Below are 19706 nucleotides of genomic sequence, written 5' to 3' on the forward strand. Positions count from 1 at the left end.
ATTTCGAATCCATGAAGACACATAGCACCCTGGAAGAATTGAAGCGCGAGCTGTTGATGCTGAAGTTGGCGCGTCAGGCTGAGCGCACGGCGATACCTGTTGTGGAAGCCCCCATCTCGCTGGCCGACCGCAACACGGCGTTGCCGTTGTCGTGGGCGCAGCAGCGCCTGTGGTTCCTGGACCGGATGGACCCGGCGGCCGGCGCCGCCTACCACATGCCCGCGCGGCTGCGATTGCGCGGCCGGCTCGACGCCGACGCCTTGCGCGCCGCGCTGACGCGCATCGTGGCGCGCCACGAAGTGCTGCGCACCCGTTTCGTCGAGCAGGCCGGCCAGCCGGCGCAACAGATCGACGCGCCGGCCGCATTCGCGCTGGCGGTGAGCGACCTGCGCGCCTTGGCGGGGCATGAGCAAGCCAGCGCCGTCGAGCGCTACAGCGTGGACGAGGCGAGCGCGCCGTTCGACCTGGCGCGGGGACCGCTGATCCGCGGCCAGTTGCTGCGGCTGGCGGAAGAGGAACACGTGCTGCTGCTGACGCAGCACCACATCGTGTCGGACGGCTGGTCGGTCGGCCTCCTGGTCGAGGAAGTACGGACTTTATATACCGCCTTCAGCCAGGGCCAGGCCGATCCGCTGCCGCCGCTGGCCGTGCAGTACGCCGACTACGCGCAATGGCAGCGCGGCTGGCTGCAGGGCGAGCTGCTGGAGCGCCAACTGGCGTTCTGGCGCGGCCACCTGGGCGGCGCGCCGTCGCTGCTGGAATTGCCGCTAGACCGGCCGCGTCCGGCGCAGCAAAGCTATGCGGGCGGCGCGCTGCCGGTGCGCCTGCCGGCCGCGTTGGCCGATGGCTTGCGCCAGTTGGCGCGACGGGAAGGCGCGACCTTGTTCATGGCCTTGCTGGCCGGCTGGTCGGTGCTGCTATCGCGCCTGAGCGGGCAGGGCGAGGTGGTGACCGGCACGCCGGTGGCGAATCGCCAGCGTGGCGACGTGACGAACTTGATCGGCTTCTTCATCAACACGCTGGCGCTGCGCGTGACGCTGGAGGACGATCCCACGGTGGCGCAGCTTCTGGCCCGGGTCAAGGCCAGTACGCTGGAGGCTTACAGCCACCAGGATGTGGCGTTCGAGCAGGTGGTCGAGGCGCTCAAGCCACCGCGCAGCACCAGCCACAGCCCGGTCTTCCAGGTGATGCTGAGCCTGAACAACACACCGGCGCGCAGCCTGACGCTGCCGGACCTGACGCTGGACAGCATGCCGCAGGACGGCAACAGCGCGCAGTTCGAACTAAGCCTGGTGCTGGAAGAGTACGAGGGATCGCTGCACGGTTCTCTCACCTACGCGAGCGCGCTGTTCGATGCGAGCACGGTGGCCCGCTTCATCCAGTACTTCGAAACGATCCTGGCCGGCATGGTGGCCGACGCGCAGCAGGTGGTGAGCCGTCTGCCGCTGCTGGACCCGGCGGGGCTGGCGCAGCTGGCCGGCTTCAACGCGACGGCGCATCCTTATCCGTCGCGCCTGGTGCACGAGCTGTTCGAGGAACAGGTGGCGCGCGATGGCGCGGCGACGGCGCTGGTGTGCGGCGCCGAGCGCCTGAGCTATGCGCAGCTGAACCAGCGCGCCAACCGCCTGGCGCATCACTTGCGCGCGCTGGGCATCGGCCCGGACGAGCGGGTGGCGATCTGCGTCGAGCGCAGCGTCGAGATGGTGGTGGGGCTGCTGGCGATCCTGAAGGCGGGCGGGGCCTACGTGCCGCTGGATCCCGACTATCCGGCCGAGCGCCTGGCCTACATGCTGGCCGACAGTGCGCCGCGCGCGCTGTTGACGCACAGCGCCTTGCGTGACCGGCTGGCCGCGGGCGCCGTGCCGGTGCTCGAACTCGATGGCTTGGAGGCGGCGCTGGCCGGCCTGCCGGACACCAATCCGGAACGTGGCGCGCTGCGCCCGGACCATCTGGCCTACGTGATCTACACCTCCGGCTCCACCGGGCAGCCGAAAGGCGCGATGAACCAGCACGACGGCGTCGTCAACCGTTTGCTGTGGGCACAGGACACCTACCAGCTGACGGCGCGCGACCGCGTTCTGCAAAAGACGCCGATGGCGTTCGACGTCTCGGTCTGGGAATTTTTCCTGCCGTTGCTGGCCGGGGCGCAACTGGTGATGGCGCGGCCGCAGGGACATCAGGACCCGCAATACCTGGCCGAGGCGATCGAGACGGCGGGCATCACAATGCTGCACTTCGTGCCGTCGATGCTGCAGCTGTTCCTGCCGCAGGCCGACGCGCGCCGCTGCGCTTCGTTGCGGCGCGTGCTGTGCAGCGGCGAGGCGCTGCCGGCGGCGTTGCAGCAGCATTTCCACCGCAGCCTGCCGGACGTCGAACTGCACAATCTGTACGGACCGACCGAGGCGGCGGTCGATGTCACGGCATGGCATTGCCTGCCGGGGCAGGCGGGAAGCAGCGTGCCGATCGGACGTCCGATCGCCAACACGGCGATGTATGTGCTGGACCGCCAAGGGCAGCCGGTGCCGGTGGGCGTGGCCGGCGAACTGTATATCGGCGGCGTGCAGGTGGCACGCGGCTATCTGAACCGCCATGAATTGACGGCCGAGCGTTTCGTGCCCGATCCGTTCAGCGGCGTGCCGCGGGCGCGCATGTACAAGACGGGCGACGTGGGCCGCTGGCGCGAGGATGGCGCGATCGAATACCTGGGCCGCAACGACTTCCAGGTCAAGCTGCGCGGCCAGCGCATCGAACTGGGCGAGATCGAAGCGCGCCTGATGGCATGCGAGGGCGTGGGCGAGGCGGTGGTGGTGGCGCGCGGCGAGGGCGGCGACATGCGGCTGGTGGCTTATCTGGTGCCGGCGACGGGAGCGCAGCTGGAAGCGGCGGCGCTGCGCGCGGCGCTGGCGCGGCAAGTGGCCGAGTACATGATACCGGGCGCGTTCGTGATGTTGGAGGCGTTGCCGTTGACGCCGAACGGCAAGCTCGATCGCAAGGCGCTGTCGGCGCCGGATGCGTCGGCGCTGGCGGTGCGCGAATATGCGCCGCCGCAAGGGGCGGCGGAAGAGGCCATCGCCGCGATCTGGCAGGAACTGCTGGGCGTGGAGCAGGTGGGCCGGCACGATCACTTCTTCGAGCTGGGCGGCCATTCGCTGATGGTGATCGGCATGCTCGAGCGCCTGCGCCAGCGGGGCTGGCATGGCGATGTGCGCAGCGTCTTCGGGGCGCCGACGCTGGCGGAACTGGCGGCCGGATTGGTGACGGCCGGCGGCGCGGCGGCGTTCGAGGTGCCGCCCAACGGCGTCCCGGCCGGCGCGACGGTGATCACGCCGGAGATGCTGCCGCTGGTGGCGTTGACGCCGGCGCAGATCGAGCAGGTGGCGGCGTCCGTGCCCGGCGGCGCGGCCAATATCCAGGACATCTATCCGCTGGCGCCGGTGCAGGCGGGCATCTTGTTCCACCACCTGCTGGGCGGCGAGGGCGACGCCTATCTGATGCGTTCGGTGATCAGCTTCGACACGGCCGCGCGGATGGAGGCGTTCCTGGACGCGCTGCAGCGGGTCATCGACCGCCACGACATCTTGCGCAGCGCCGTGCGCTGGCAAGGCTTGCCGCAACCGGTGCAGGTGGTGCACCGCGCGGCGCCGCTGCTCGTCGAACGGCTCGACGGCGGCGCCGATGCGCTTGAACGGTTGATGGCGCAAACCGATCCGCGCCAACTGCGCCTGGATCTGCTACGTGCTCCCTTGCTGCGCGCCTACACGGTGCACGATGAGGAAAACGGCAAGTACCATTTGTCGCTGCTGAATCATCACCTGGTGAGCGACCATGTGACGATGGAGCTGCTGATCGCCGAGATAGGCCTGTTGCTGCGGGACCGGGCCGACCAATTGCCGGCCTCGCTGCCTTACCGCAATTTCATCGCGCAGACGCTAAACGACGATCCTGTCGTGCAAGAGGCATATTTCCGGCGCGTGCTGGGCGATGTGGAGGAACCGACGGCACCGTTCGGCCTGCTCGATGTGCAAGGCAGCGGCAAGGACGTGCGCATCGCGCGCATGGCATTGGAGACGGCGATGAGTGCGCGCCTGCGGGAGGCCGCGCGGCGCCACGCCGTGACACCGGCGGTGCTGTTCCACGTGGCCTGGGCGCTGGTTCTGGGCCGGTGCGCCGGACGCGACGATGTGGTGTTCGGCACCGTGCTGTCGGGCCGCATGCGCGGCACGGCGGGCAGCGGCGGCACGCTGGGCATGTTCATCAACACCCTGCCGATACGGATCCGGCTCGACGGCGCCAGCGCGCTGGACGCCGTCGCCGCCACCTACCGCGACCTGGGCGAGTTGCTGACGCATGAACAGGCGCCGTTGGCGTTGGCGCAGCGCTGCAGCGGCGTCGCCGCGCCCGCCCCGTTGTTTACGACCTTGCTGAATTACAGGCACAGCCCCCGGCAGCAGGCCGCGCAAGCCCTTAAGGAATGGGATGGCGTCCACTTATTGTCGGCAGAGGAACGCACCAATTATCCGATCGACGTGTCGATCGACGATACGGGGAGCGACTTCGCCCTCGAAGCGTGCACGGTGCGGATCGCCCCGCAGCGCATCATCGGCTATCTGCACACCACGCTCTGCCAGCTGCTGGACGCGCTGGAAGCGGCGCCTGACACGCCGTTGCAGGCCTTGCATATCCTGCCGCCCGATGAGCGCGACGCCTTGCTCGACGCCTATCCCGTGACGCCGGCGTCGCCGGACCTGCTGGCGCATCAGTTGTTCGAGCGCCAGGCGGCGCGCCAGCCGGACGCGCCGGCCGTGCGGACGCGGCAGGAAGTGCTCAGTTACGCCGAACTCAACATCCGGGCCAACCGGCTGGCCCACTATCTGATCGGGCTCGGCGTGGGGCCGGACAGCCGGGTCGGCCTGGCGCTGGAACGCGGCGTCGCCAGCATCGTCGGCATGCTGGCGATCCTGAAGGCCGGCGGCGCCTATGTGCCGCTCGACCCCAATTTCCCGCCGGAGCGGCTGGCGCATATGCTGGGCGACAGCGCGCCGGTGGCCGTGCTGACGCGGCAAGAACTGGCGTCCAGGCTGGCGCCGCAAGACGGCGCCGTGGTGCTGGTCGATGCCGATGCGCAGCGCATCGCGGCCTGCGCGCCGCACAATCCCGATCCGGCGGCCTCGGGGCTGCGCGCGCACCATCTCGCCTATGTGATCTATACGTCGGGCTCGACCGGGCTGCCGAAGGGCGTGATGGTCGAGCACGGCAACCTGTGCAACTACAGCGCCGGCGCCGTGGCGTTGTTCGCCTCGCATGCCGGCGACACCGTCCTGCATCAGAACACCCTGAACTTCGACTTGTCGGTGGAGGAAATCTTCCCGGCGCTGGCCAGCGGCGCGGCCGTCATGCCGACCGAGGGCCTGTTCGGCGCCAACCTGGCGCTGGACGATGGCATGCGGCCGAGCGTGGTGCACCTGACGTCGGCCCATTGGCACAACCTGGTGGGCCATTGGCTGGCGGCGCCACACCTGGCCTTGCAGCAATTGCACGGGGTGCGGCTGATCAACGTCACCGGCGACGTGCTGTCGCCGCAAAAGATACTCGACTGGGACACCATCCGTCCGGCCGGCGTCAGGCTGGTCAACACCTACGGGCCGACCGAGGCCACGGTGTCCTGCACCGCCACCTATGTGGCGGCGGACGACGCGCGCTCGATGACCTCGATCGGCACGCCGATGCTGAATGCCCGGATCTACATTCTGGATGGCAGGCAGCGCCTGCTGCCTGCCGGGGCGACCGGCGAGATCTGCATCGGCGGGCTGGGCATCGCGCGCGGCTATCTCAATCGCGACGACTTGAACGCGAGCCGCTTCATCGCCGATCCGTTCAGCGCCGGGCCCGGCGCCCGCCTGTACCGCACGGGCGACCTGGGGCGCTGGGGCGACGACGGCGCCGTGTATTTCCAGGGACGTAACGATTTCCAGGTCAAGGTGCGCGGCTTCCGCATCGAGCTGGAGGAGATTGAATCGGCGCTGCTGCGCTGCGAAGGCGTGCGCGACGCCGTCGTCGTGGCGCGGCCGGAGGCCGACGGCGGCAAGCGCCTGGTGGCCTACGTGGTCGTGACCGACGGCGCGACTTTATCCACCGCCACGCTGCGCCCGCTGCTGCTGACGCGCCTGGCCGAATATATGGTGCCCGGCGCCATCGTCGTGCTGCCGGCTTTCCCGTTGACGCCGAACGGCAAATTGGACCGCAAGGCCTTGCCGGCGCCGGACGACGATGCGCACCGGGCGGCGCCGGCCGAACCGCCGCAGGGGGAAATGGAAACACTGCTGGCGGACATCTGGCGGCAATTGCTGGGCGTGTCACAGGTCGGCCGGCACGACGATTTCTTTGCCCTGGGCGGCCATTCGCTGCTGGCGATTCAATTGCTGGGGCGCGTGCGCGAGCAGGCCGGCGTCGAGCTGGAACTCAGGAGCTTGTTCCAGACGCCGACGCTGGCCGCATTGGCCCAGGAAATCACCGTGCAGCAGTTGGCCGCGCTGAGCGAGGAGGAGCTCGCCGAGCTGACACGCGACCTCGATGCGCTGGATGATAGTGAACTAGAAGCAATCTTAACCCGAGAAAAGGAAGGTCTTGGTAATGAATAGTCCGCTCACGAAAACCGAGCAATTAAAGCAGGAAGTCCTGATCTCGCGGGCGGCGAAGTTGCTCGCGCTGCGCACGCGCGGCGACAGGGAAGGCGCCATCGCTGCCGTCGCGCGCGATGCCGCACTGCCGTTGTCGTGGGGGCAGCAGCGCCTGTGGCTCCTTGAGCAAATCGATATGGCCGCCGGCGCGGCGTACCGCGCATCCTCAGCGATGCGGCTGCGCGGCCGGCTTGATGTCGATGCCTTGCGTGCCGCGCTGGACGGCCTGGTGGCGCGTCACGAAATCCTGCGCACGCGGTTTGTGGCGGCGGAAGCGGGACCGGTTCAAGAGATCGGCCCCGCCGATTGCGGCTTTGATTTGCGCGAGGACGATGTGAGCGCGCTGCCCGACGGGACGAGGCAAGATGCGGCCCTGGCGCGCATGGCGGAAATGGCGCGCGAGCCCTTTGCGCTGGCAACCGGACCGCTCACGCGCGGTCTCTTGCTACGGATGGGGGGGGATGAGCATTGGCTGGTGCTCACCCAGCACCATATCATCACCGACGACTGGTCGAAGGGCATCCTGACCCGTGAGCTGGGCGCACTGTATGCCGCCGCGCGCGCCGGCGTGCCGCACGGCCTGCCGCCACTGCGCCTGCAGTACGCGGACTTCGCGACGTGGCAGCGCACGCAGGTTTCCGCTGCCGCCCTGCAGCGCCAACGCGACTACTGGAGCAGCCATTTGCAAGGCGCGCCTGCGGTGCTCGACTTGCCGACCGACCGTGCGCGCGGCCCCTCGCAGAGCTGGGCCGGGCGCTGCCATGAAGTGACTTTGCCGGCGCCGCTGTGTACGGCGATTCAGCAGTTCAACCGCAGGTTCGGCGCCACGACGTTCATGACGGCATTGGCGGCCTTTTCCATGGTACTGTCGCGTTGGAGCGGGGCGCAAGACCTGGTCGTCGGTACGTCCGTGGCGAACCGCTCGCAGCAGCAGATCGAATCGATGCTGGGCTTTTTCGTCAATAGCCTGGCGCTGAGGGTGCGGTTCGACGGTGATCCGACGGTCGAGGAGGCCTTGCGCCAGGTACGGGATACCGTACTGGACAGCCACAAGCATCAGGACATACCGTTCGAGCAGGTGGTGGAAGCCGTGCGTCCCGAACGACGCGCCGGCCATCATCCCATCTTCCAGGTGATGCTGACGATGAACAATGTCAGCCGCAGCGAGACGTTGGGCTTGCCCGACCTGACGATCGAAGGCCTGGACCTGGGCACCGAAACCACCCACATCGATCTGCAGATGTATCTGACGGACATGGACGGCACGCTGTCGGTCTCCCTGGTGTATGCGAGCGCTCTGTTCGACGAGGATACGATCACACGGCTGGGACGGCGGTTCGAGCAGGTACTGTGGAGCATGGTTGCCGATGCGGCGCAGCCGGTGAGCCGCTTGAACCTGCTGGGCGAAGGCGAGCGGGCGCTGGTGCTGGAGCGGTTCAACGCGAGCGAAGCGCCGTTCACGCCGGGACGCACGATACACGGGGTGTTCGAGGCGCAGGCGGCGCGCACGCCGCAGGCGCCTGCGCTGGCCTGGCAAGGCCGGGTGTGGAGCTACGGCGAATTGAACCGGCAAGCCAACCGGGTCGCCCACGCGTTGCTGGCGCGGGGCGTGCAGCCGGACCAGCTGGTCGGGCTGTGCACGCCGCGCGGGGAAGAAATGATCGTCGGCTTGCTGGGCATCCTCAAGGCGGGCGCGGCCTACGTGCCGCTCGACCCGGCCTATCCGCCCGAGCGGCTGGACTACATCGTCGGCGATTGCGCGCCGGCGGCCGTGCTGGCGGCAAGCGGCTGGACGCAGGCCGCGCGCTGGCACGGCGCGCGGTGTCCGGTGCTGTACCTGGACCAGGACGGCGAGGCGCTGCGCGGCCAGCCCGCGCACGATCCCGACGCCCGGGCGCTGGGGCTGCACGACGAGCACCTGGCGTATGTGATCTACACCTCGGGCTCGACCGGCACGGCCAAGGGCGTGATGGTGGCGCACCGTTCGGCGCTCAACTTCTGGGAAGAGACGCGGCGCAGCACGCACAGCGCCTGCCCGGCAGGCGCGCGGGTGGCGCTGAACGCGTCGTTCGCGTTCGACATGTCGCTCAAGGGCATCCTGCAGCTGTTGTCGGGCCACTGCCTGCACATCGTGCCGCAGGAGATCCGCGCCGACGGCGCGGCGATGGTGGCGTTCCTGGCCGAGCACCGCATCGACGCCTTCGACTGCACGCCGTCGCAGCTGGAGGTGCTGCTGGCGGCCGGGCTGCTGGCGCGGCAGGACTACCGGCCGGCCAGCGTGCTGATCGGCGGCGAGGCGCTGGGCGAGACGACGTGGCAGGTCTTGCGCGCCAGTCCGGTCACGCGCTTCTACAACATGTATGGGCCGACCGAATGCACGGTCGACGTCACGCTGGGGCTGGTCAACGGCGCCGGCGCCACGCCGCACATCGGCAAGCCGCTGGGCAATGCGCGCGTCTACATCCTCGATCCGCAGGGGCAGCCGGTGCCGGTGGGCATGGCGGGCGAACTGTACCTGGGAGGGATGGGCGTGGCGCGCGGCTACCTGAACCGTCCGGAGCTGGACGCCGAGCGTTTCGTGCGCGATCCGTTCGCCGGCCGGGAGGGGGCGCGGATGTACAAGTCGGGCGACCTGGGGCGCTGGCGCGAGGACGGCACCATCGCCTACCTGGGGCGCAACGATTTCCAGGTCAAGCTGCGCGGCTTCCGCATCGAGCTGGGCGAAATCGAGGCGGCGCTGCGCGCCTGCGACGGCGTGGCCGACGCGGTGGTGGTGGTGCGCGAGGACAGCCCGGGCGACCGGCGGCTGGTGGCCTACGTCACGGCGCGGGGGGCGCAGGCGCCTGCGGCGCGCGCGCTGCGCGAGGCGCTGGCGCGGCGGCTGACCGAGTACATGCTGCCGGGCGCGTTCGTGGTGCTGGACGCGTTCCCTCTGACGGCGAACGGCAAGCTGGACCGGCGCGCGCTGCCGGCGCCGGACGAGCAGGCCGCCGCGCACGGCGCCTACGCGGCGCCGGAGGGCGAGATGGAGCAGGCGATCGCCGCCATCTGGCGGGAACTGCTGGGCGTCAGCCAGGTTGGCCGCGACGACAATTTCTTCGAGCTGGGCGGCCATTCGATGCTGATACTGCTGCTGATCGAGCAGATGCGGGCGGTGGGCATGCTGGTGGAAATGGGCGCGGTGTTCGGCACGCCGACGGTGCGCGGCCTGGCCGCGCTGGCCGCCGCCGCCGACCGGGAGCAGGCGCCGGCGGTGGCGCGCGGCATACCGGCCGGCACGGCGGCGATCACGCCGGCGCTGTTGCCGCTGGTGCAGCTGAGCCAAGCGCAGATCGACATGCTGGCCGCCGGCGTGCCGGGCGGGGCGGCCAATGTGGAGAACATCTACCCGCTGTCCCCCTTGCAGGAGGGCATGCTGTTCCACCACATGCTGGACCAGCACCACGACCCGTTCCTGACCCGCACCACCTTGCAGCTCGACAGCCGCGGCCATGTGGACGCGCTGGTCGGCGCGATTCAGGCCACCATCGAACGCTACGACATCCTGCGCACGTCCATCCACTGGGACGGCATGCCGCGTCCGCTGCAACTGGTGCGGCGCCATGCCGTGCTGCCGGTCGAAACCCTGATGCCGGAGGCCGGCGCCGATCCGCTGGCCGCACTGGCGGCGCGGACCACGGGCGAGCATGGGGCGATGGACCTGGGCCAGGGGCCGCTGCTACACCTCTACCTGGCGCCGCACGCGGACGGCAGGCAGTGGTATGCCTGCCTGGCGCAGCACCATATCGTGGTCGACCATATCGGCATGGGCCAGATCATGCAGGAGATCGGCGCCCGCCTGGCCGGGCGCGGCGACAGCTTGCCGGCGGTCGACCATTACAGCGATTTCATCGCCGCGCTGGAGCGCGAGCCCGCGGACGCCAGCATCGACTATTTCCGGCAGTTGCTGCGGGACCTGGACGTGCCGAGCGACCTGTTCGGCGCCGAGCCGGCGGCGCCGGCCGCGCAACTGGTGTGCGTGCGCGAGCTGGCGCCGGAGTTGGGCGCGGCCATCCGCGCGGCCGCGCGGATGGCCGGCGTCAGCGTGGCGGCGGTGTTCCATGCCGCATGGGCGCTGGTGCTGGCCAAGTGCAGCGACGGGCCGGACGTGGTGTTCGGTTCGGTGCTGTCCGGTCGTTCGCGCGCCGGGACGGGGGCCGACCGCAAGGTCGGCATGTTCCTCAATACCTTGCCGCTGCGCGTCAACCTGGACGGCATGACGCCGCGCCAATTGCTGGACGCGGCCCAGGCCCAGCTGGCGGCGCTGCTGGTGCATGAGCAGACCTCGCTCAGCGCCGTCAAGGCGTGCGCATCGCTGCCGCCGGGCAGCAACTTGTTCTCCACGCTGCTGAACGTGCGGCACCGGGAGGACGCCGCCGCGACCGGTATCGGCCAGCAGGCGCAGGGGTGGAGCGGGATCCGCCAGTTGCAGACGCGCCAGGCACCGGTGTATCGGCTGGAAGTGTCGATCGACGATGCGGGTTCGCAGTTCTCCTACGTCGTGCAAAGCCGAGGCTTCGATGCGCGGCGCGCGGCCGGCTTCCTTGACACCGCCCTGGCCAGCCTGGCCGCCGCGCTGGCGGACGCGGAATCGGCGCCGTCCGCGCTGGCGCTGAACATTCTGCCGCAGGCGGAATTCGCGCAGATCCAGGCCGGCTTCAACGCGACCGCGCGCGATACGCGCGACGACGGCCTGGTGCATGCGCTGTTCGAGGAACAGAGCGCGCGCAAGCCGGCGGCGACGGCGCTGGTCTTCGACGGCCGGCGCATGAGCTACGGCGAGTTGAACCGGCGCGCCAACCAGCTGGCGCACCGGCTGCACCGGCTCGGCATCGGCGCCGGCGCCCGCGTCGCCATCTGCTCCGGGCGCAACCTGGAGCGGATCGTCGCCGTGCTGGGCGTGCTCAAGGCCGGCGCGGCTTTCGTGCCGATCGACGCCGCCAGCCCGGACGAGCGGATCGCCTACATGCTGGCGGACTGCACGCCGGCCCTGGTGGTCAGCGAAGCCGGCCGGCATGCGGCCTGCGCCGCGTCGGGGCTGCCGGTGCTGACGCTGGAGACCCTGGCGGATGAACTGGCGGAGGAGGCCGGGCATAACCCGGCGCCGGCGGCGCGCGATGCCGCCGGCAAGCTGCCGGCCTATGTGATGTACACCTCGGGCTCGACCGGCCAGCCGAAGGGCGCGATGGTCGAGCACGGCAACGTGCTCAATCTGCTGGTGAACAACACCTATTGCCCCATCGGCGAGGAGGATTGCGTGGCGCATGTCGCCAACGCGGCATTCGATACCTGCATATGGGAGATTTTCGGGCCGCTGCTGCACGGCGGACGGGTCTTGGTCCTGCCGCCGTCGGTGGTGCTGAAGCCGGACGCGCTGCTGGCGGCCCTGCTGGCGGAAGAGGTCAGCCACATCGCCTTGCCGACCGGGCTGTTCGCCGAGTTCGCCGAGGCGCTCAGGCCGGCGTTCGCGCGCATGCGCTACCTGCTGGTCGGCGGCGACAAGCTCGATCCGAACGTGGCGGCGCGCCTGCTGGGCAGCGGCCAGGCGCCGCGGCACCTGCTGAATGTCTATGGTCCGACGGAAGCGACCTTCGTGGTGCTGACGCACGAGCTGGACGCGGCGGCCGGGGCGGGCCGCAGCGTTCCGCTCGGCCGGCCGATCTCCAACACGCAAATCCATATCCTGGACCGCTTCGGCGGCACGGTGCCGGTGGGCGTGCGCGGCGAAATCCATATCGGCGGCAAGGCGGTCGGCAGCGGCTACTGGAACCGGCCCGACCTGACAGCCGAGCGCTACCTGGCCGATCCGTTCAGCGACGCGCCCGAGGCGCGGCTGTACCGGACCGGCGACCTGGGGCGCTGGCTGCCGGATGGGACGGTGGAGTTCTTGGGCCGCAACGATTTCCAGGTCAAGTTGCGCGGCTTCCGCATCGAGCTGGGCGAAGTCGAAGCCCGTCTGAGCGCCTACCCTGGCGTGCGGGACGCGGTGGTGATGGTGCGCGAAGAACACGGCGTGCGGCGCCTGGTGGCCTATCTGCTGGTCGAGGCGGACGCGCGTCCGGCGCCCGACGCGGTGCGCGCGGCGCTGGCGCAACAGCTGGCTGAATACATGCTGCCGAGCGCCTTTGTGGCGCTGACCTCGTTCCCGCTGACGCCGAACGGCAAGGTCGACCGCAACGCCTTGCCGGCGCCCGGCCTGGAGGCCATGGTCACGCGCAGTTATGCGGCGCCGCAAGGACCGCTGGAAGAGGCGATCGCGGCGCTCTGGCGGCGGTTGCTGGCGGTCGAGCGCGTGGGCCGCGACGACAACTTCTTCGAGCTGGGCGGCCACTCGCTGCTGGCGGTGCAATTCGTCGCCCGCGTGCACGCGGAACTGAACGCCCAGCTTTCCTTGTCGGACGTGATCGCCGCGCCTACGCCGGCCGGCATCGCCGGCCTGCTGCAGCCGGAGCGGGCGCGCGCCACCCCGAACCTGGAGTGCATGCGCGGCCACGGCGAACAGGCGCCGCTGTTCTTCATCCACGACGGCAGCGGCGAGCTGGCCTACGCCCGCCAACTGTTGCCGTGGCTGCCGGAGGGGCGTCCGGTGTATGGCTTCACCGCCGGCCTGGCGCTGGCGGAGGCCGGCGCCTTCGACAGCATCCAGGACGTGGCGGCGCGCTACGTGCGCCAGATGCGTAGCGTGCAGCCGACCGGGCCTTACCGGCTGGCGGGCTATTCGGCCGGCGGCACCATCGCCTACGAGATGGCGCAGCAGTTGGTGGGCGTGGATGAAAGGGTCGAACTGCTGGCGGTGCTGGACAGCCTGTCCGGGTATGCGGGACTGAGCCAGTTCCCGGCGCCGTCGGCCCTGGCGGAAACGCAGGAGGAGGTGGCGGCCGCCGACGTGGTCGAGCTGCTGGCCGGACAGGCGCAGCTGCCGCCCGACTTGCTGCGACAGCTGCGCGACCTGGCCGGCACCGGCACGCTGGACGAGGTGCTGGCGTGCTGCCAGGCGCATGGCCTGTTGCCGGCCTTCCTGGAGGGGGCGCTGGTGCGCAACTACCTGGGCTTCTCGCGCCGGCTGGTGCAGGCGCTGCGCGCCTATGTGCCGGCCGGCCTGTCGCTGCCGCTGCACCTGATCGCCGCCAGGGGCGATGGCGAACGCGACATCACACGCGGCTGGAACGCCCTCGCGGGCCGGCGGCTGCGGCTTTGGCCGGTGGACGGCGATCACCTGTCGATGATGTCCAGCCCGCATGTGGAGCAGGTCGGCCGGACCCTGGGCCGCCTGTTGGACCAGGCGGACGCCGGCGCGGCCGCGCAGCCCGAACTGGGCTACAACCCCTGCATCACGATCCAGGCGGGGCGCGGCGGGCGCAGGCCGGTGTTCTGCGTCCCGGGCGCCGGCGCCGCCGTGACGGCCTTCGCGCCGCTGGCCCAGGTGCTGCCGGACATGCCGGTGTACGGCTTCCAGCCGCGCGGCTATTGCGGCACGATGGCGCCGCACGCCGACGTGCCGAGCGCGGCGCGCGCCTATGTCGCGGCGTTGCGCAAGATCGACCCGGCCGGGCCTTACCGCCTGGCGGGACATTCGTTCGGCGGCTGGGTGGCGTTTGAGATGGCCTCGCAACTGCGGTCCGCCGGGGCCGAGGTGGAACTGCTGCTGTTGCTCGATTCCGAAGCGCCGCATTCCGCGCAGCGGCCGCACCAGCGCTACACGCGGGTCGGGATGCTGATGAAGCTGGTCGGCCTGTTCGCGCTGTCGCTGCCGCAAGGCGGCCTGGGGATCGAGGCCGCCGATTTCGAGCGGCGCGATGCGCCGGCCCAGGTCACGCTGCTGCTGGAACGCCTGGTCGCCCATCAGTTGCTGCCCGCCCGTACGCCGCCCGGCGTACTGGAGGCGATCCTGCGCGTGTTTTCCGCCAACCTCGATTGCGCCTACCAGCCCACGGCGCCGTATCCCGGCGCGGTGCACCTGGCCACGGTATGCGACAGCGGCGACCCGGCCTCGGTCGCCGACGACGCGGCGGCCATCGAAGGGTGGCGCGCGCAGGCCGACACGCTGTTCCATCGTGCCGGCGGCGGCAACCACAACACGCTGCTGACCTCGCCGCACATCGACGCCGTGGTCGACTGGATTAAACCACTGCTATAGCACGACGACGCCACTATTCGCTCCGACGTATTGACATTTTTTGGATGAAGGACAGCCATGAACATGATGAAGTATCTTTACCAGCATTCCCGCGGCCTGCTGTTTTCCGCGACCGCGGTCGGCCTGATTTGCGGCCTCTGCGGCACCTTCCTGGCCATGCTGATCAGCCGGACCGTCAGCGGCGAGCCCAAGACGGCGTTGCTGGCCGGCGTGTTTTTCCTGACCTGCCTGCTACAGGTGAGTAGCAAGTCGCTGTCGGAGATCCTGATGCTGAAGCTGGCGCAGCGGGCGATCGCCCGGCTGCGCGTGACGGTCAGCGAGAAGCTGCTGGCCACGCCGCAACGGCGCTTGCAGGAGTTGGGCAAGCCGGGTCTGCTGGCGATCGCCACGCGCGACGTCGATAATTTCATCCAGGCCCTGCAAAACGTGCCCATCTTGTTCGGCAACGCCATTGTGCTGCTGACCTGCCTGGCCTACATCGCCTGGCTCTCCTGGACGGTGTTCCTGACCTTTGTCGTCACGCTGGTGATCGGCATGCTGGCCTTCAGCGCCGCCGAACGCAAGCCGCTGCGCGACCTGGTAAGCCTGCGGGAGCAAATCGACACCATGTACGGCTATTTCCGCGACCTCATCGAGGGCAGCCGGGAGCTGCAGATGAACCGCCAGCGCGGCGAGATGTTTATCGGCAAGGTCATCCGGCCCGGCGCGGACAAGTTCCGCGACACCTATGTGCGCAGCATGTCCGGCTATGTCTGGGTGCTCAACATCGGCAACATCCTGTTCTACGCCGTGATCGGCGTGGTGCTGTTCGTCGTCCCGCTATGGAGCAGGGAGGCGAACGAGACGCTGACCAAGGTGACGATGATGCTGCTGTTCCTGATTCGTCCCATCAGCGACATCATGATGCTGCTGCCCAGCGCGCGCCAGGGCAATATTGCGCTGCGCCGCATCCGCCAGCTCGACGCCGACCTGCAGGCGCCGGAAACGGCACCGGCGGTCAACCTGGTGCCGGCGCCGACGCCGGCGAACTGGCAGATCACGCTGTCGCAGCTGCAGCACCGCTACCTCAATGAATCGGAACGCAGCTTCCAGCTCGGGCCGATGGACCTCAGCCTCGAGGCCGGCGAGATCGTGTTCATCGTCGGCGGCAACGGCAGCGGCAAGACCACGCTGGCCATGCTGCTGCTCGGCCTGTACGAACCGGACCAGGGACAGATCAGCTGGAATGGCGTGCCGGTTGGTGCGCACAACGCGGCCGACTACCGCGCGCTGTTCTCCGCCGTCTTCGCCGACTTCTATTTGTTCGAGCAGTTGCTGACCATCGACGCCGACCAGGAGGAGCGCGCGCGGCATTATCTGCGCCTGCTGGAAATGGATGGCAAGGTGGAGATCGTCGATGGCGCGTTCTCGACCACGGCGCTGTCCACCGGCCAGCGCAAGCGGCTGGCCCTGGTCGTGGCCTACCTGGAGGACCGCTCCATCTATGTGTTCGACGAGTGGGCGGCCGACCAGGACCCGGTCTTCAAGCGCGTGTTCTATACGGTGCTGCTGCCGGACCTGAAGCGGCGCGGCAAGACGGTGGTCATCATCACCCACGACGACGCCTACTTTTCCTGCGCGGACCGGGTGGTCAAGCTGGAGGCCGGCAAGCTGGTGACCATTTCGGCGTCCGCGCTGCACGCCGCCGCATGAGGCGGGCATCACTCATTCTCGGAGGAAACTATGTCTGATCTCGCCACTCCTTTCCTGTCCGCGGCGCAGCGCGGAACGGGGTCGCTTCCCGAACTGATACAAGCGGCGGCGCCGCCGGCGGCGGGCGGGGCGCCGTTGCCGCTGGCGCCGGCCGCCATCATCGACCAGGCGCGCCGGCGCGGCGCGCTGCTGTTCCGCGGTTTCGGCATCGACAACCCGGAGGCGTTCGCCAGGGCGACCGGGGACATCGTGCCCGGCCTGGCCGCCTACCGCGGCGGCACCTCGCCGCGAACCCGGCTGGAGGATGGCGTGTATACCTCCACCGAGTACCCGCATCAACTGGAGATCTCCCTGCACAACGAGATGTCGTACAGCCACCGGGCGCCCGAGTTTATCTTCTTCGCCTGCGTCGTCGCGCCGGCCAGCGCCGGACAGACCCCGATCGCCGATTGCCGCCGCGTGCTGGAGCGCCTGCCCGATGCGCTGGTGGCGCAGTTCGAGCGGCGCGGCGTGATGTATGAGCGCAATCTGTTCGGCCGCGACTCGCCGTACAACCCCTGGTCCAAGGCCTTCGAAACGGACGACCCGGCGGTGGTGGAGCAGCATTGCCGCGCCGCCGACATCCAGTTCGAGTGGACCGGCAAGGACCAGCTGCGCACGCGCGAAATCCGGCCGGCGATCTGCCGCCATCCCGTCACCGGCGAGCCGGTCTGGTTCAACCAGGTCAATCTGTGGCACTACACCAACTCGCCGCTGGCCAAGGCCATGGGCGGCCGGGGCCAGGCCGGCCTGCCGATGAACGCCTTCTTTGGCGACGGCGCGCCGCTGCCGGCCGAGGCGCTGGAGCTGATCCGGGCGGCCTATGCGGCCGAGAAGGTGCTGTTTTCGTGGCAGGCCGGTGATTTCCTGATGCTGGACAACCGCCTGTGCGCCCACGGCAGGATGCCGTTCGAGGGGCCGCGCAAGATCATCGTCGCCATGGGCGACGCCAGCTAAGACGATGTTTTTCCCTGATAACCAGACATGAGAAGGAAGACAAGCGATGGAGCGGAACAGCATGAACATATTTACGGAACTGGAATCCTCGGCGCGGTCCTACTGCCGGCGTTTTCCCAAGGTATTCTCGCGTGCCGTCGGCAGCGTCATCTACGACGAGGATGACACCCCGTACCTCGATTTCCTGTCGTGCGCGGGCGCGGTCAACTACGGGCACAACCACCCGCAGCTGAAGCGCGCGTTGTGCGACTACATCCTGGCCGACGGCATCCAGGCCGCGCTCGACCTGCATACCCGGGCCAAGCGGGACTTCATCGGCGCATTTCGCGAGCTGATCCTGGCTCCGCGCCAGTTGGACTATCGCCTGCAATTCACCAGCCCGACCGGCACCAGTACCGTCGAGTCCGCGGTCAAGCTGGCGCGCAAGCTGACCGGCCGCCAGAACGTGATCGCGTTCACGAATGCGTTCCACGGCATGTCGGGGACAGCGCTGGGCTTGACGGGCAATCGCTATCATCGCCAGCGGGGGCAGGACGCCCATGTCACGCGCATCCCCTACGACGGTTACCTGGGGGCCGGCATCGACAGCCTGGACCTGCTGGAGAAGCTGCTGTCCGACACCAGCTCCGGCATCGACTTGCCGGCCGCGATCATCGTCGAGACCATACAGGGAGAGGGCGGCGTCAACCTTGCCTCGCGCGCATGGCTCCAGCGCTTGCGCAGGATTTCCGATGAATTCAAGGTCTTGCTCATAGTCGACGACATTCAGGCCGGCTGCGGACGCAGCGGCCAGTTCTTCAGCTTTGAGTTTGCGGACATCGTGCCGGATATGGTGTGCCTGTCGAAGTCGCTGAGCGGCTACGGCTTGCCGATGTCGCTGCTGCTGATCGCGCCCGCCAGCGACCAGTGGTTGCCGGCGGAAGACAACGGCACCTTCCGCGGCAATACGATGGCCTTCGTGACGGCCACCGCCGCGCTGCGCGAATTCTGGGCCGACCAGCGCCTGCTGCAGCACATCGCGGAAGCGGAGCAATCGGTCGTGCACATCCTGTCCGCCTTGAAGAGCAAGCACGGCGCGCTGATCAAGGAGGTGCGTGGACGCGGACTATTCTATGGCATCGAGTTTCACCAGCCGGAGGCGGCCGCCGCCGTGGCCGAGGACTGCTTTGCCCACCAGTTGATCATCGAGCGCTGCGGTTCGCTGGACCAGGTCATCAAGGTGTTCCCGGCCCTGACCATCGATTCCCACAGCCTGCGGCGCGGCCTGGAGATCCTGGCCGCGGCGGTCGGCCGCTACGCCAGCGCGATGCCGGCGCCGGCCCTGGAATCGGCGGTGCTGTGAACAACCATTTACCGAGCATGAGGATAGCCTGCCGCTGCTAGCGGCGGACGGAGGACATCACCGATGATAAAAGACGAACAAATTTCGCGCGACCTGGCGCAATGCCACCGCCTGATGGATTATTTCGGCATGAGCGACACGATCTACGCGCATGCCAGCGCTCGCCTGGGCGACGCGGAAGACGGGTTTCTGATGACGCCTTTCGGCTTGCTGTTTGACGAGATCGGCGCCGACGACCTGCTCAACATGGACAGCAATGGCCGCGTGCTGCGCGCCTCCCCCCATCCCCCCAACGCGGCCGGCTTCGTGATTCACTCGGCGATCTACAGCCAGCGCAAGGATGTCGCCTGCGTGATCCATTCCCATTCGGCGGCGGGCGTGGCCGTGTCCGCGCTGGCCGACGGCTTGCTGCCGTTGAGCCAGGCCGCCATGGAATTCTACGGACGCATTTCGTATCACGAATACGAGGGATTGGCGGTGGATCTGGCCGAACGCGCAAGCCTGGCGCGCGATCTTGGCAACAACAACGCCATGATATTGCGCAACCATGGCGTGATCGTCACCGGCGCCAGCGTGCCGGCCGCGTTTGAACGCCTGTACTACCTGGAACAGGCGTGCAAGATACAGCTGCAGGCGCTGGCGTGCAACCGGCCGTTGACGATACCGCCGCCGGAAGTCTGCGAACGCACCGCGAAGCAGTATGAAATCACCGGCATGCTGCCCAAGGGAACGCGTTTGTGGACGGCGCTGGGCCGCATGCTGCAGCGCCATGGGGCCGGCGGCCGGCCGGGCGGCTCGCCGGCGATGCTGAAGAGCGCCTGAC

At 68.8% G+C, this 19706-nt stretch carries 6 protein-coding genes; all 6 read left to right on the forward strand.

What is annotated here, in order from left to right; all coding sequences use genetic code 11:
- Window positions 1–11: 11 nt before the first annotated feature.
- The 6 genes from ACEN9F_RS00015 (at window position 12) to ACEN9F_RS00040 (ending at window position 19705) form a co-directional block, all read left to right on the forward strand.
- Window positions 12–6638: an amino acid adenylation domain-containing protein gene (locus ACEN9F_RS00015; protein WP_413416550.1), complete on the forward strand. Its 6627-nt coding sequence runs from the start codon at window positions 12–14 to the stop codon at window positions 6636–6638.
- Window positions 6631–14853 (forward strand): amino acid adenylation domain-containing protein, encoded by an 8223-nt coding sequence (locus ACEN9F_RS00020; protein ID WP_413416552.1) that lies wholly within the window; start codon window positions 6631–6633, stop codon window positions 14851–14853. Before ACEN9F_RS00015 ends, ACEN9F_RS00020 begins: the two co-directional genes overlap by 8 nt.
- Window positions 14854–14910: 57 nt before the next feature.
- Window positions 14911–16545 (forward strand): cyclic peptide export ABC transporter, encoded by a 1635-nt coding sequence (locus ACEN9F_RS00025; RefSeq protein ID WP_413416554.1) that lies wholly within the window; start codon window positions 14911–14913, stop codon window positions 16543–16545.
- A 30-nt stretch (window positions 16546–16575) separates the two neighbouring features.
- Window positions 16576–17541: a TauD/TfdA family dioxygenase gene (locus ACEN9F_RS00030; protein ID WP_413416556.1), complete on the forward strand. Its 966-nt coding sequence runs from the start codon at window positions 16576–16578 to the stop codon at window positions 17539–17541.
- Window positions 17542–17602: 61 nt separating this feature from the next.
- Complete coding sequence (gene ectB, locus ACEN9F_RS00035) at window positions 17603–18883, forward strand: diaminobutyrate--2-oxoglutarate transaminase (protein WP_413416558.1); 1281 nt, start codon at window positions 17603–17605, stop codon at window positions 18881–18883.
- A gap of 63 nt (window positions 18884–18946) precedes the next feature.
- A complete protein-coding gene (locus ACEN9F_RS00040; RefSeq protein WP_413416560.1) occupies window positions 18947–19705 on the forward strand; it encodes a class II aldolase/adducin family protein in 759 nt (252 codons plus the stop codon).
- The last annotated feature ends 1 nt before the right edge of the window (window position 19706 follow it).

The organism is Duganella sp. CT11-25 (assembly GCF_047302815.1).
Taxonomy (GTDB): Bacteria; Pseudomonadota; Gammaproteobacteria; order Burkholderiales; family Burkholderiaceae_D; genus Rugamonas.

Coding starts and splice junctions, on each gene's coding strand:
- ACEN9F_RS00015 (WP_413416550.1), top strand. CDS start 12: ATGAAGACACATAGCACCCTGGAAGAATTGAAGCGCGAGCTGTTGATG.
- ACEN9F_RS00020 (WP_413416552.1), top strand. CDS start 6,631: ATGAATAGTCCGCTCACGAAAACCGAGCAATTAAAGCAGGAAGTCCTG.
- ACEN9F_RS00025 (WP_413416554.1), top strand. CDS start 14,911: ATGAACATGATGAAGTATCTTTACCAGCATTCCCGCGGCCTGCTGTTT.
- ACEN9F_RS00030 (WP_413416556.1), top strand. CDS start 16,576: ATGTCTGATCTCGCCACTCCTTTCCTGTCCGCGGCGCAGCGCGGAACG.
- ectB (WP_413416558.1), top strand. CDS start 17,603: ATGAACATATTTACGGAACTGGAATCCTCGGCGCGGTCCTACTGCCGG.
- ACEN9F_RS00040 (WP_413416560.1), top strand. CDS start 18,947: ATGATAAAAGACGAACAAATTTCGCGCGACCTGGCGCAATGCCACCGC.